The sequence below is a fragment of the Pseudoalteromonas sp. R86517 genome (assembly GCF_042466295.1).
In the GTDB taxonomy this organism is placed as follows: Bacteria; Pseudomonadota; Gammaproteobacteria; order Enterobacterales; family Alteromonadaceae; genus Pseudoalteromonas; species Pseudoalteromonas atlantica.
In genome coordinates this window covers 1025825-1039703 of record NZ_JAXHCB010000001.1, presented here as the reverse complement: position 1 = coordinate 1039703, position 13879 = coordinate 1025825, and the positions used below count along the sequence as shown (strand labels likewise).

Here is a 13879-nt window from a genome sequence, read left to right as displayed (position 1 = left end):
TAAAAACTACAAAAAGAGCAAAGCGCTCTTTTTGTAGTAAAAACTTATTATTAATTATTAAATTTTGATGCCGCGCTGAATAAGTGCTGCTTCTAACGCTTGTTGTAAACCATTCATGGTGCCAGGTTCGAGTGTTTCGCCTTTGTCATCCATCCAGGTTAAGCTTGTACCGCCTTCTTTAGTTTTGCTCACTAAAATTTGGTATTGGCCTTCTTCAATTGGAAGCTGCGCAACTTCGTCGCCCCAAATAGAATCCCATACACTGCTTTCTGGCTTGTTGTAGTCGGCAGTTATTAAGCCGGTATCGGTTTTAATCTCAACAATAGTAAACGATAGGCGCTCTAAAAAGCCCGAGAAGCGATCGAATACTGCATCGTATGATTGCTCAGTAACAAGTGCAGCATTGCCTTTGTTATCAAAGCCCATTTCTAAAGAAATAATACCTTGGCGCTTGCGGTTTTCTACTTCTAACTGACGATAGCGATAATCAAATTCAGCCACAACTTGGTTAAGCGCGCGTACTTCTAATTGCTGCTTAAGTAAATCGGTTAACGTATCATCACCTTTAAAGTCAATAAGTTCAGCGCGTAACGAAGCAGTACGCTGATGCGATTTTTCTTCAATTGTGAATCTAAAACGCTCTTGGTTTTCGCTTACCTCATCGCCCCACAACCAGCTCTCTTCAGCTTTAATTATTGAGTACCAGTCGGTTTCGATAATACCAAGTAGCTTATCTTCTTTTGTGGTTGTTGCATTATTTTCGGCAATAACCGCTTTAATTGAGTCCCAAACAAATTCATCTAAATCAACAATGCCATCGTTTTTATCAAAGTAAATACGCGCTTGTTTATCGCCCTCTTCTACCCAGCTACCTTTAGCAACAGTTAAAACCTGTGCTGGTGGACGATAGTTTGTTGCCTCAGGGTTGTTATCGTATTGGCCCACATCCATTTTATAAACCGGATCTTGCGCTGGTTGAGATAACGATGGCGGGGTTTTAACACCTTCATGCGTACGATAATTGCGTTCGTTGTGCGCTTCATTAATAAAAACATTACACCCTGATAAACTTACCAATACACTCACTGCAAGTGCTTTTGGGATCCAATACTGCACAGATATTTCTCCTTAGCATACCCTTTAATTGTTTTACACGTATATGAGTGGGTAATACCGAATTTGGTTCAGTGTAAAATCAACATTAACTTTACATTTATTATTTGGCTGTCTAATTGCAATAAAGTTCACACCTAAGTGTTATAAAATCAATCACAACAAAAAGACAAATTTTAGCTATGGTACTTTCCTGTGCCAGTAAAAACAAGGAACACAACGCTTTAAAGCGCCTTTAATTAAGCGCCTATGTAGTTTAGGGCGCTTTTTGTGTTAAACTTCGCCGCCGTGCAACGTAGTGTATGCGCAGCGGGCTATACCAACTCGGTTGTTATATTTCAAAAAACGTAGGTATTAAACTTCATGACTGCATTTTCAAATCATCAAATTGTTTTAACCGCTATTGGCGAAGATAGACCGGGAATTGTAAGTGAACTTACACAGCTTGTAAGTGATTGTCATTGCAACATTATAGATAGCCGAATAGCTATTTTAGGCAGCGAATTTACCTTTACCATGCTGCTAAGCGGCGATATGTCGGCCATTAGCCGCATAGAGCACACCTTGCCTACTAAAGGCATGGAGCTAGGCCTACTCACCATGATGAAGCGCAGCACCACTCGCCACACCGAAAGTGAATTTTGCGCAGGCTATACCCTTGAATACACAGGGATAGACACCCCAGGTACACTGAGTAAAGTAACGCGTTTTTTTGCCGATCACCACATTAGTATCTGCTCATTAAAGTCAGACACCTACGATGAAGAAACCGACACTAAAATGCGCTGCGAAATTGAGTTTAATATCCCAGTAGAGGTTGATATAGACCAATTTAAAGTGACCTTTGAAAACCTTTCGCACAATCTTAACGTAGATTATATTTTTAAACGTATTCGCTAAGGAGCACAGCATGAACAAAATTAGTCCATTACAAGCCGGTGATACAGCACCAGAATTTAGCTTACAAAACCAAAATGACGAAACAGTCACCCTAAGTGAGCTGTTAAAAGAGCAACAAGTACTGGTGTACTTTTACCCTAAAGCATCAACACCGGGTTGTACGGTTCAAGCCGAAAACTTACGTGACCAACAAGCGCAGCTTGCTCAATTTAACACCCGAGTTGTAGGTATTAGCCCAGACCCTATTAAGCGCCTTAAAAACTTTGAAACTAAAAAAGAGCTTAACTTTGATTTACTCGCCGATGAAGATCACGCCATTGCTGAAGCATTTGGCGTATGGGGCTACAAAAAGTTTATGGGTAAAGAGTATGACGGTATTCACCGCTTAACCTTTTTAGTAGGCCAAGACGGTAAAATTAAACACTTATTTGATAAGTTTAAAACCAAAGATCACCACCAAGTGGTTTTAGATTACTTAGCGGCGGAATAAGTTAGCTGTAAGCTGTAAGCTGTAAGCTGTAAGCTGTAAGCTGTAAGCTGTAAGCTGTAAGCTGTAAGCTGTAAGCTGTAAGCTGTAAGCTGTAAGCTGTAAAAAAATATACAAAAGCGTTGCTCTAGGGCAACGCTTTTTTATTAGCGTTTATTGAATAAAGTACAGTGACTCGTTACATAATAAATTAACCATAAGCGCCACTTGAATATATAAGCTCGTAACTGTGGCTATAAATTTCTAAAATATTGCCAAACGGGTCTTCCATGTAAATCATGCGGTATGGTTTTTCCCCTGGGTAATAATAGCGCGGCGCTTTCATACGCTTTTTACCGCCCGCGGCCACTATTTTATCAGCGAGTCCTTCTACATCAGGGTCTTGTACGCATAAATGAAATATTCCCGTTTTCCAATACTCAAAATTATTTTTTGGGTTTTGCTGATTTTTAAATTCAAATAGCTCAACCCCCACCCTATCCCCTGTTGATAAATGGGCTATTTTAAAACTGCCCCACCCAGCACCAAATACATCAGTACACATTTCACCAATAGGTGACTTATCTTCTGTTATTTGTGTAGGTTTCATAATTAAATACCAGCCCAGCACTTCAGTATAAAATTTAACAGCTTGTTCTAAGTTTGGCACTGACACACCAATATGCGAAAACGTGCGCGGATAAGGCATTGGCGAATCGTCTAAGCCATTTGCTTGCCTTTATCAGCTGCTTGCAGGTTGGCATTAGCATTTAAACTTGTAAACAGCATAGGCAGCGCCGCCGCACCCAACCCAGCAGCCGATAACTTCATAAAATCTCTTCGATTTAGCTCTTTTTTACTCATGGCATGTTCCTTAACGGCAAACGCGTTAAATGTAATTAAAGGAATTAATTAGCCATGATAAATGAATGTAGTGAGGACAAAAAATTATCAAATATGATATTAATGATTACGTTTTGTGATGGTGAGAGCTGTAATATATTTATTATTTTACTGGCGTTCTATAAATATTTAGGTTTTGTAATACATTATCTGCAACTAAAAAATTAGGTATAACATCTACGAGCAAAGCGCCTGATTTCAACGCAACCTTTATACTTGCCGCATTTTTCTCTAGGCACCTAAATTCGATAAATTTAACATGAGTGCTCGTGAGTAGCTGCGGAGCTTTTGAAATTATTTGACTAATAATCCCGTTACCATGCGCGTTTTGAGCTAACCAATAGCCTAATTCAGCAACTGCCGAATCGGGACATATCGATTTAATGGCAAATACACCACAAAACTTACCTTTAAAGTTTATTTTGAACCATCGTGAACCACTTTTTCCGCTATTTACTCGTTCAAAAATATATTTATGGGCCGACGCTATGTCTGACACATCTTTAACCCAGTAAAGATATTTTGCTAAATTAATACGGTTTTCATTAACTAATCTTAAAACATCAGGAGCATCACTTTCTAATAAAGGTGAGAGCTTTATGTCTTTTGATATTTTTATATGTAAATACTTTTCCATTTAACTTTTGATCTCCGTATATCCTTAATTACACTTTAAAATACCCAAAATAAACTTTAAGTGGCTAATTTCCAATCTATTTGATAAAAAGATAAAAAAAGGAGAATTTAATTTTGAGTAAGGCAATCAAGTTTAGAGTGTATTTAGTCGCATTGATTATATGTGTTATTGGCTTTATGTTTTCACCAGCCAGTAGCCAGTTTTATACAAACCCGTTTTATATTGGCAGTTTTATTTTTGCAATCGCGCTAATTGTGAATGTTATTAATTACTTTTGCCCAAATTGTAAGAAAAACCAGGTAATGCAATCAGCTACTAGCTATCGCCTGCCAAAAAATAAATGCTATCACTGCGGGGAAGAAATTAATTAGCCTTTTAGGATGGCCCTTTGCTTATCCGACCTACGCGTTTAAATAAGCTGGTGTGGTGGTTTATATAAAGAGTGAGTAATGGAGTTGTGGTGTTGGGTTTCGTTTCACTCAACCCAACCTACTAGAGAACCTTAGGAGAACCTTAGGGGTCACCCATTAGAAAGTTCCGGTCAAGCAGGCACCTGTGTTTTCTTGATCTTTTTATTCAAAAACCAAGTGTTTTTTATTATTTAAACTCAATTTAAATATGACTACGCACCTAGTAATGACGTCGATTGGTGTGAATATGCACCAGTCACCCATATGAATTTAGGCAGTTTAATTAAGCATTATTGATGATTAATTAAGGCCCTTGGCTTTCGCCTCAGTCATCGTTTAGTACCAATGTCAGTCCAGTTTCTGGCTGTGTTTACACACTGCGCTGTAACAAGTCTGTGGTTTATGCTTACACATAACCAACCCTGTGTGGCTCAAACATTGGGCATATCCAGTATTTAAAATATGAGCGGTTAGCGTGCAGGCTCAATCAAATCTAATGGTTTTACCAACCCCATTACGAGCTCAACACGTTAACCTAATTTGTTTTATAGACGCTAAGCAAACGCCTTGTGTTCATCGAATGGTACATTGTCTTTAAGCACGTGATAACACGCTCTTGCGAGCTTATGTGCAACCGTTTTAATCGCAACTACCTTGTTTGTTTTAGCCAGTTTTCGTTGATAATATTTTTTGATTGTCGGGTTGTACCGAATGGCAAAATTAGCGGCCTCAGTAAACGCCCACGCTAAATAACGATTGCCATTCTTCTGATTCGTAGCGCCTTTTTTCTTTCCATTACTGTACCTTGCTCCTTTAACACAGCGACAATACGATGAGAAATTCCCTGGGCTATTAAAACGTTTAATAGTGCCTGTCTCTAACATAATGGTCAGTGCTAAGGTATTCCCAATTCCATCAATACTGGTTAGGTTCATAAACTCAGGGGAGAGTGATGTTTGTTTTAAAATAGCGCCTTCTATCACATTAATTTGCTGTTGAGCACAGCGTATTAATGAGAGGTTAGAAATGACTGACAGTGCTGTATTCATTGAGCTAAAGTCTGCATGTACTTGCTCAACATTGACGCCTTTTCTGATAGCGGCCATTTGTTTGATTTTGTTGCTACTGAGCTTGTATCCAAGATGACGCATGTAACAACTTTGCACTGATAATAAGTTTTTAGTGGACTGTTGAACAATGTCCATTCGTTTACGCATTAAGTCGCGAACAGCCCTGAGCTCTCGAGGATAAATATAGCCCTCAGGTAGAATGTTTAAACGTAGCATTTCAGCTAACCAACACGCATCACTGTGGTCATCGGCATGCTTTAAGCCTGAATACTGTTGAATTGCCGCAGGGTTCGCTAGGTGAAGTGTAAACCCTTCATCCATTAAAGCATCGACTAACCAATACCAATTAAAAGTTGATTCAACAACAAGCCCTTTTAGATTGTCTTTATAAGGGGTTAGAAAAGATAAAATGACAGAGGTGTCATTATTTAGACGCTTGCAGGTAAGTGTTTCACCTTGCTCATTAATGATAGCAATAACACAATTATTTGAATGCAAGTCAATTCCACCATATAGTTTCATACTAAGCTCCTCGAGATACAGTTTATGTTTTGGTCAACACAACTGTATCGAAAAACTCGAGGAGCTTTCTATATGATTATCAAATCTTGACTTCATACATCATAAATTATTTAGCTATTTATATTTGTCGAAACTTAAATAAGTTACTGTGTCGGATGGCGCTTCGCTTATCCGACCTACGTGTTTAAATAAGCTGGTGTGGTGATTTATATAAAGAGTGAGTAATGGAGTTGTGGTGTTGGGTTGAGTTTCGTTTCACTCAACCCAACCTTGTATCTACGTAATATAACTTAACGCCGAGCAGCTTATCGCTTACAGCTAAGCACTTACAGCTGCTCTTTCGCTTTAGCTAATCCCTAAATACTTATGTACCTGCACTGATAAGCGCCAGTTTTTGGCAATACAGGTGTCGATGGCTAATTTGGTGGCTGACACTTTTTGGCTGATTGGTTGTAAGTATACAAGCTTCGGGTTAACACCTGTTTTGGCAAATAGCGCTTCAAGCTCTTCTACGTGCTTTTGCATCGCTACTGGGTGCTTTATTTCGTTGGCGCGCTTCATGGCGCTGGTAAGTACTTCGTAACCGCCGCGCATGTTTATTTTAGGCGATACGGTAACCCAGGTTTGCTCAGGGGCGAGTATTTCAAAGGTGCCGCTGGTTTCTATTTGTGTTGTAAAGCCGTTATCGTGCAATAGCTGACACACTGGGTTTAAATCGTACATACACGGCTCGCCGCCGGTAATTACAACATGCTTTGCTGTATAGCCACGCGATTTAAATAGCTCAAGTACTTGCTCGGCGCTGGCATCGGCCCAATGATCTGAATCGGCTTTTTTTTCTACCGTTTCATCAAGCGATACTTTGTACACGTTATCGACTTCCCAAGTTTGTTTAGTATCACACCATGCGCAGCCCACTGGGCAGCCTTGCAAACGCAAAAATATTGAGGGTGTGCCGGTAAAACTTGCTTCACCTTGGATGGTTTCAAACACTTCATTAATTTTGTACAAAAGAGATCTCACTTACTGCCTAGCTGCAAAATTGCTACTATAAAAGACGAAAAAGCGCTGCCCAAAAATTGTTATTTAAGCTGCGGCCGTGTAGTATATCGCGCCCTGATATAAACCTCTATTAAAACTAAAGAGCAATCCAGATATGACGCAAAAAGTAGTTGTTATTTATTCCGGCGGTATGGATTCGTTTACCGTATTAAATAAAGCCTTACAACAAGGCCATGATGTTTATGCCCTTTCATTTGACTATGGTCAGCGTCATGTTAAAGAGCTTGAAGTGGCTGCAAACGTGTGTGAAAAACTTAATGTTCCACATAAAATTGTAGATATATCAGCTATTAACCAGCTTATTGGTGGCTCATCACTGACTGATGATATTGATGTACCAGAAGGTCATTACGAAGAAGAAAGCATGAAAAGCACCATAGTGCCTAATCGTAATATGATTTTGCTTTCGCTGGCGGTTGGTTACGCTGTGTCTTTAAAAGCGAGCAAAGTATATTATGGCGCGCATTCGGGGGATCATGCTATTTACCCTGATTGCCGTCCTGAGTTTGTGCAAAAAATGGATGATGTATGTCGTATTGCTAACTACGACGCTGTAGAAATTTTTAGCCCGTACTTAAATAACACCAAAATTGATATTTTAACCGATGGCATAAAAATGGGCTTAGACTACAGCCAAACATGGACTTGTTATAACGGACGCGAAAAAGCCTGTGGTAAATGTGGCGCCTGCCAAGAACGTTTAGAGGCATTTTCGCTTAATAACGTCACTGATCCAATCGAATACGAATAACCGCTAGTTACGGGGTTTTCAGTGAAAGTACGGTTAATTTATTAGCGCTGAACGCAAAAAGGCTATCATCTCGGTAGCCTTTTTAGTATTTGCTTGAAAATTACAACCAGCGTTTTACTTTGTTTTTATACTCTGTGAATTCTTGGCCAAATAATTTGCTAAGCGCCCGCTCCTCAGGAATTATTTGAAAAAACGTTAAATAAGCAATAAACCCAGCAACACATAAAAGTGCCCACAGCGAACTAAGCCAAATACCCCAGCCTGCTAAAATAAACGCAAAGCCCACATACATAGGGTTACGTGAAATTTTATATACGCCACTGGTTACCAACTTTGATGCTTGCTCAGGCTTATTTGGATTAACTGTGGTACGTGCAAGTTTAAAGCTTACCACTCCGGCTATACAAAATGCGCACCCTATAATGACTAAGCTTGCTGCTAAGTAGGCAATAAACGCAGTAAAATCAATCACACTGTAATGCGCTATTAACGCCATAATGCCTGCAAAAACGAGCACGACAATAACCGGAGGTATTTTATTATTTAACATAGCAACTCACTGTATTGATTATAAAATAAAGTTCTATAAGTCTGTAAACACTATACCCGTTTGCATTAATACACAATTAAATACAAGGTTAACGCTGGCATAGAGCACGTTAAAACTGCTGATCAAAGCAACACAATAAAAATGTTGGCTTTAAAGTCACACGGTTTAATCTCAAATAGACTTATTAATTATGCCATTAGTTATTAAACAATAACGCAGGTGTATCAATGATGAACACAACTCCACGCTGCAATCGACAAATAAAGTTACAATTGTCAGATTTAACCGCTGCTAAATATGGTTATACTTTATGCAACAGTTAAAAATATAAAAAGGAAGTGGTTATGTCAGGCACTACAATGATAGTACTTATTGTGCTTATATCGGTTGGCTCTGGGGTTATTTACGATATGTACAAAAAGCACCTTGAATTTAAACACAAAATGCAAGATAGCAACCAAGATGCAAATAAACAACTGGCCGAGGTAAGTGCTCAAGTGGTTGCTTTAAAAGAGCGCGTGCAAACGCTTGAGGCCATAGTGACAGACTCAAGCTACACCACAAAAGAAGAGATTAACCGCCTTTAAAAACGATATAAATGTGCATTTTCTGGCTGCTCTATACCGTGGGCAGCTAAAAAACCATCTATAGCTTGGCCGCAACCTTGTGGCGCACGCGAACTATCAATTTCAAAATTAAGCTTATTTGCATGTTGCTTGCCAAGCGAGCACAGCCCCAACACTTTAGGCGAGCGCATTGCCACACTAAGTGCACCAATTTTTTCTACGCAATTGTGTTTACTAAATCGGGTAAACCCTTGGTATTTAAATTGCTCACTCACATACTCATTACTAATATCAACCAGGGCATTAATAAGGCCATGTAAAAAGCTATTTGCGCTGCTATCACTGGTTAAAAATGCAAAGGTTTTATTATTAAATTCAGTAAGCTGACAAGTGTCGCAGTGTAATTTTAAGGTGTATAACCACTGCTGCGAGCTTATTTGCTGCATAGCACTTAGTGATACCTTAGCACCTGCAAATACTAGCCGTTTTAATAACTGATCAATAGTATGACGCTCCCCATTGCCCGGCGGCGCGTGTGCAATAACAAGCTCTGCATTTTGTGCCATAACCGGTAAATCATGATGATTATTAAATGGCGTGCTGGTGGTATTATTGCTGTGAGTAAGTTGAAACAGCTCTCTTACCTCGTGCTCTCGCGCTATTTTAAGCGCTAAAAACGCTGTTTGAATAAGCTCGGAGGTTGGTAAGTTTTCCTCTACTATCCAGCGCCTGCCAAACAGTAATTTTTTTGCTGTGCCCTCACCCGCGTAACTACTGGTTTTGTAATTATCGGGGCTGAGTACGGCAACTTGTAAATAAATTTGCTGATCTTTTTGTGCAGCAAGCACTCTAAAGTGCGCTGAAAAACTTATATTTTGAAGCACTTGATTAACGCTTTGTAAGGTGTGTTTATAGCGTAAAAAGTGCTGTGGAACTATCCAGCTGTTATTAGCAAGTTGCACTAATGGAGCATACGAAATTGGCTGCTCGTAGCTGTTTTGCCATTTTTGCTCTGCACTGAGCAGCGGCTCAATGCGACTTTTTTTATCTGACATACATAAACCAAATAAACTCGCGCAAGGCGATATAATCTATGTTGATGTTACGTTTTTGCGCCTTGCATTAGATCACACTATTAGCGCTAAATAAGCCATTTTTAAGCGTCGCTGAGTTTTTTATAATCTGTTATAACTTTTTGATAATAAAGCTCATCTTTATTAAGCATTTTATTATAATGAGTGAGTAACTGTTTAAGGTATTGCCTGTGCGATGCATTATTTAAATCCCACATGCTGTTACCGGTAGATGTGAGCAACGCTGTGCTACGTTGACTTACCTCTATAAGCTCATAATAGCGGTTGTTTTCAGTGATTAATTGCTCGCTCTCAAGGCCTAAGCCTAATTTGGCTAAACCACTGCGCAAATGATAAGTATGGTGTATAGGGCAAACTATAAAGCGGGTGCTTGCTACAGATGCCACGCAATTGTTTTTAATAATGCCAGTAACAAGTTTTAGTAACAGCTCGCCACCAACACCTGCAATAACCACAGTATTTAACGCATTTGGAACGAGCTTTATTTCTCTTACATCTTGGCAATCTACTTTATATTGCGCACCACTTGGCAGTGTTTGGCTAATATTTGTAAGGTGCTCGCTCAGCTCGGTCATTATTTTATCTACCACATCGACAAAATTAATCTGTTTTGCAGCGCGGCGCTTTAATAGTGCAATGCCTAAGTAACCATGATCGCAGCAGCAATCCCAAATAACATCAACGGGGTTAGTAATTAACGCATTAATTGCGTTTAAACGCTTACTCAGTTTCATTTAATACCAATTAGCTTAATTAAGTGATCTATTTTGAGGCTGGAAAAACGTGTTGATAGCTAGGCAAAAAATTCGCTATTTAGTTGTTCTAAATGAGAGTTTTTTAACACAGATAGCGACACGTTTAGCCCCTTAAAATGATTAAGTATTATTGCGAATTGGTATAAGTTGCGGTATGCGCCGTTTTATACACTAACGCTTTTAAGCTTTTATTGCTGTCTACTTCTACAAACCGGGCCGTTGGTGCAAGGCGCTCAACAAATTCTATTGCTCCTTGGGTGTGCTCGTTTATTAAAGCTTTAAACGCATCTTCGCTAAGCTCTGGGCTATTAGCGCATAATAAAAGCTGTGTGGTATCGCACAGTAGTTCGGGTAATCTGCGCAGCACCTTTTGATAATCTTTAGTTAGAATAAAGCTGCCCTTTTGAAAGCTTGGCGGGTCTACAATAATTAAATCAAACGGCGCTGCTTTTTTTAATTTACCAAATGACTTTAAAATATCGTGCGGTAAAAAACTCACTCCGCGCTCAAAACCATTAAGTTGGTGATTTTGCTTACCTACTTTAAGTACGCCTTTGCTCATATCCATGTTCATAACGTGATCGGCCCCGCCTTGCATTGCCGCAAGCGAAAAACCACACGTGTATGAAAACAAATTAAGTACTTTTGCATGTTTACTATTGGCAGAGACAAACTCACGCCCACTTCGCATATCGGGGAATATTCCGGTGTTTTGGCGGCTTGTTAAATCCACTAAAAAACCAATGCCGTTTTCTTTTACCACATGTGGCGAGGGAAGATTACCATGCACTAAACGATTACTGCTTTGTACACCCGCGCGCTGTTGATACACCAATGCAGATATTAATTCAGGGTGATGCTGCTGCGCCCACGCCCAAAGGGTACTGGTCAGTGTATTTAACGTGGCTTCGTCAATTTCATCGTACGAAATTAAAAACAAGCTTGGCGGATAAAAGTCTAAATTAATATGACTTAGCGATGCCACGCTATGGCCGCGGCCATGAAATACGCGGCATAGTTCGTTTTGTAGTAATGGCGCATCTTCAAGCGCGCTTATTAGGGGCGAAAAATCGGGTGTCATTTAGTTAATCAACTGTTGTTGTAGTTCGTGTATTTCGTCGCGTACAGACGCGGCTTTTTCAAATTCAAGATCGCTGGCATAAGCATGCATTTTGCTTTCAAGCTGTTTAATTTGTGTGGCAATTTCTTTAGCACTGAGTATTTTTTTAGACTCTTTACGCACCAGTTTAAGATTATCTTGTGGTGCGGCTTCTTCGCCCACATCCATAATATCGGTGATCTTTTTAACCAAGGCTTGCGGCTCAATGCCGTGCTCTATGTTGTAGGCATGCTGTTTTTCACGACGGCGCTGCGTTTCACTAATCGCTTTTTCCATCGATTTAGTTACTTTGTCGGCGTATAAAATGGCGCGCCCGTCGAGGTGGCGAGCAGCACGACCAATGGTTTGAATAAGCGAACGTGCCGAGCGTAAAAAGCCTTCTTTATCTGCATCTAAAATGGCAACTAGCGCCACTTCTGGCATATCTAGACCTTCTCTTAATAAGTTAATACCCACTAACACATCAAACACACCGGCGCGTAAATCACGAATTATTTCAACGCGCTCTACGGTGTCTATGTCTGAGTGCAGGTAGCGCACTTTTACGTTGTGCTCGCTTAAGTAATCGGTTAAATCCTCAGACATACGCTTGGTAAGGGTGGTTACCAATACTCGCTCACCTTTTTCTACACATTTATAAATTTCTGAGAGTAAATCATCTACTTGAGTGCCTACAGGGCGTATTTCTATTTCTGGGTCTAACAGGCCAGTTGGGCGTATAACTTGCTCTGCTACTTCTCCTGCGCTGCGCTCTAATTCAAAATCACCCGGCGTTGCAGATACATAAATCGTTTGTGGTGCTATGGCTTCAAATTCTTCAAAGCGCAATGGGCGGTTATCCATCGCCGATGGCATTCTAAAGCCATATTCAACTAGGTTTTCTTTACGGCTTCTATCGCCTTTATACATGGCACCTATTTGCGATACGGTTACGTGCGATTCATCGATGATCATTAATGCATCATCAGGAAGATAATCGAGTAATGTGGGTGGTGGATCGCCCGGTGTACGCCCCGACAAATAACGGCTGTAGTTTTCTATGCCCGAGCAATAACCAAGCTCGGTCATCATTTCTATGTCGTATTGTGTTCGCTGCGCTATGCGCTGCTCTTCTACTAATTTATTGGCACTTAATAATTGCGCTCTGCGTTCTTTAAGCTCGGCTTTTATTTTTTCTATGGCATCAAGAATTTTTTCGCGTGGCGTTACATAGTGCGTTTTAGGGTAAATAGTGGCACGAACTATATGTTTTTCTACCGCACCAGTAAGGGGATCAAAAATACTAAGGCGCTCTATTTCGTCATCAAACATTTCTACGCGTACTGCATAGGTGTCTGACTCGGCAGGAAATATATCAACAACTTCGCCACGTACACGGTAAGTACCACGGCTAAAGTCAATGTCGTTACGGGTATATTGCAGTTCAGCTAAACGGCGCAGCATATCGCGTTGGTCGACCTGTTCGCCTACTTTTAAAAGCAGCATCATTTTCATGTATGAGTCGGGGTCGCCCAAACCATAAATAGCCGACACAGAGGCCACTATTATGGTATCGCGGCGCTCAAGCAATGCCTTAGTAGCACTTAAACGCATTTGCTCTATGTGCTCATTAATAGAGGCGTCTTTTTCTATAAACGTATCGCTGGCAACCACGTAGGCTTCTGGCTGGTAGTAATCGTAGTAAGATACAAAATACTCAACTGCATTATTAGGAAAAAACTCTTTCATTTCTCCATATAACTGCGCGGCTAGTGTTTTATTATGCGCCATTATTATTGTCGGGCGATTTAAATCGCTAATAATATTGGCCATGGTAAATGTTTTACCTGTACCTGTAGCACCGAGTAAGGTTTGATGCGCAAGCCCGGCTTCTAAGCCTTCTTCAAGCTGTTTAATCGCTGTGGGTTGATCGCCCGCGGGTTTAAATTGTGACTTTAGCTCAAAGTGATCACTCATTCAT

The 13879-nt window shown here is 40.1% G+C and carries 15 protein-coding genes; 4 read left to right on the top strand and 11 right to left on the bottom strand.

All coding sequences use genetic code 11. The features are described from left to right. Nucleotides 1–57: 57 nt before the first annotated feature. Complete coding sequence (gene bamC / locus SJY38_RS04660) at nt 58–1116, bottom strand: outer membrane protein assembly factor BamC (RefSeq protein ID WP_029772477.1); 1059 nt, start codon at nt 1114–1116, stop codon at nt 58–60. A gap of 360 nt (nt 1117–1476) precedes the next feature. On the opposite strand from bamC, the gene SJY38_RS04655 reads away from it, so the two are divergent. After that, on the top strand, nt 1477–2013 hold the full coding sequence (locus SJY38_RS04655) for a glycine cleavage system protein R (protein ID WP_024034205.1): 537 nt from the start codon (nt 1477–1479) through the stop codon (nt 2011–2013). A 10-nt stretch (nt 2014–2023) separates the two neighbouring features. Continuing rightward, nucleotides 2024–2503, top strand: coding sequence for a thioredoxin-dependent thiol peroxidase (gene bcp / locus SJY38_RS04650; protein WP_029774548.1), 480 nt, complete (start codon nt 2024–2026; stop codon nt 2501–2503). 187 nt (nt 2504–2690) lie between these two features. Here the strand turns inward: bcp and SJY38_RS04645 are convergent, their stop codons facing one another. From SJY38_RS04645 to queE, 5 genes are all read right to left on the bottom strand, one after another. Further along, nucleotides 2691–3188 carry a lactoylglutathione lyase family protein gene (locus SJY38_RS04645; RefSeq protein WP_029774549.1) on the bottom strand — a complete coding sequence of 166 codons (498 nt, stop codon included), beginning with the start codon at nt 3186–3188 and terminating at the stop codon, nt 2691–2693. Between the two features lie 11 nt (nt 3189–3199). After that, complete coding sequence (locus SJY38_RS04640; protein ID WP_377109342.1) at nt 3200–3343, bottom strand: twin-arginine translocation signal domain-containing protein; 144 nt, start codon at nt 3341–3343, stop codon at nt 3200–3202. A 142-nt stretch (nt 3344–3485) separates the two neighbouring features. Continuing rightward, a complete protein-coding gene (locus SJY38_RS04635; protein ID WP_377109341.1) occupies nt 3486–4019 on the bottom strand; it encodes a GNAT family N-acetyltransferase in 534 nt (177 codons plus the stop codon). Between the two features lie 964 nt (nt 4020–4983). Next, nucleotides 4984–6021 (bottom strand): IS110 family transposase, encoded by a 1038-nt coding sequence (locus tag SJY38_RS04630; RefSeq protein ID WP_096041474.1) that lies wholly within the window; start codon nt 6019–6021, stop codon nt 4984–4986. Nucleotides 6022–6366: 345 nt separating this feature from the next. Further along, nucleotides 6367–7032 carry a 7-carboxy-7-deazaguanine synthase QueE gene (gene queE, locus SJY38_RS04625; RefSeq protein ID WP_024034200.1) on the bottom strand — a complete coding sequence of 222 codons (666 nt, stop codon included), beginning with the start codon at nt 7030–7032 and terminating at the stop codon, nt 6367–6369. A 145-nt stretch (nt 7033–7177) separates the two neighbouring features. Between queE and queC the strand changes: the two genes are divergently transcribed. Next, nucleotides 7178–7834 (top strand): 7-cyano-7-deazaguanine synthase QueC, encoded by a 657-nt coding sequence (queC, locus tag SJY38_RS04620; protein WP_004589469.1) that lies wholly within the window; start codon nt 7178–7180, stop codon nt 7832–7834. A 100-nt stretch (nt 7835–7934) separates the two neighbouring features. On the opposite strand, the gene SJY38_RS04615 is transcribed toward queC, so the two are convergent. Next, a complete protein-coding gene (locus SJY38_RS04615) occupies nt 7935–8384 on the bottom strand; it encodes an isoprenylcysteine carboxylmethyltransferase family protein (protein ID WP_024034199.1) in 450 nt (149 codons plus the stop codon). A gap of 344 nt (nt 8385–8728) precedes the next feature. Here SJY38_RS04615 and SJY38_RS04610 point away from each other — a divergent pair, with 344 nt between their 5' ends. Beyond that, nucleotides 8729–8971 carry a hypothetical protein gene (locus tag SJY38_RS04610; RefSeq protein ID WP_024034198.1) on the top strand — a complete coding sequence of 81 codons (243 nt, stop codon included), beginning with the start codon at nt 8729–8731 and terminating at the stop codon, nt 8969–8971. Here SJY38_RS04610 and SJY38_RS04605 read toward each other — a convergent pair. The 4 genes from SJY38_RS04605 to uvrB form a co-directional block, all read right to left on the bottom strand. After that, on the bottom strand, nt 8968–10005 hold the full coding sequence (locus tag SJY38_RS04605; protein WP_377109340.1) for a hypothetical protein: 1038 nt from the start codon (nt 10003–10005) through the stop codon (nt 8968–8970). The two genes, SJY38_RS04610 and SJY38_RS04605, sit on opposite strands and share 4 nt — an antisense overlap. Before the next feature lie 101 nt (nt 10006–10106). After that, entirely contained in the window at nt 10107–10778 is a 672-nt protein-coding gene (locus SJY38_RS04600; protein WP_377109339.1) for a tRNA (adenine(22)-N(1))-methyltransferase TrmK, read from the bottom strand. 148 nt (nt 10779–10926) lie between these two features. Continuing rightward, nucleotides 10927–11880, bottom strand: a complete 954-nt coding sequence (locus tag SJY38_RS04595) for a class I SAM-dependent methyltransferase (protein ID WP_064386656.1) — start codon at nt 11878–11880, stop codon at nt 10927–10929. Beyond that, on the bottom strand, nt 11881–13875 hold the full coding sequence (gene uvrB, locus SJY38_RS04590) for an excinuclease ABC subunit UvrB (RefSeq protein ID WP_273606375.1): 1995 nt from the start codon (nt 13873–13875) through the stop codon (nt 11881–11883). Nucleotides 13876–13879: the final 4 nt, after the last annotated feature.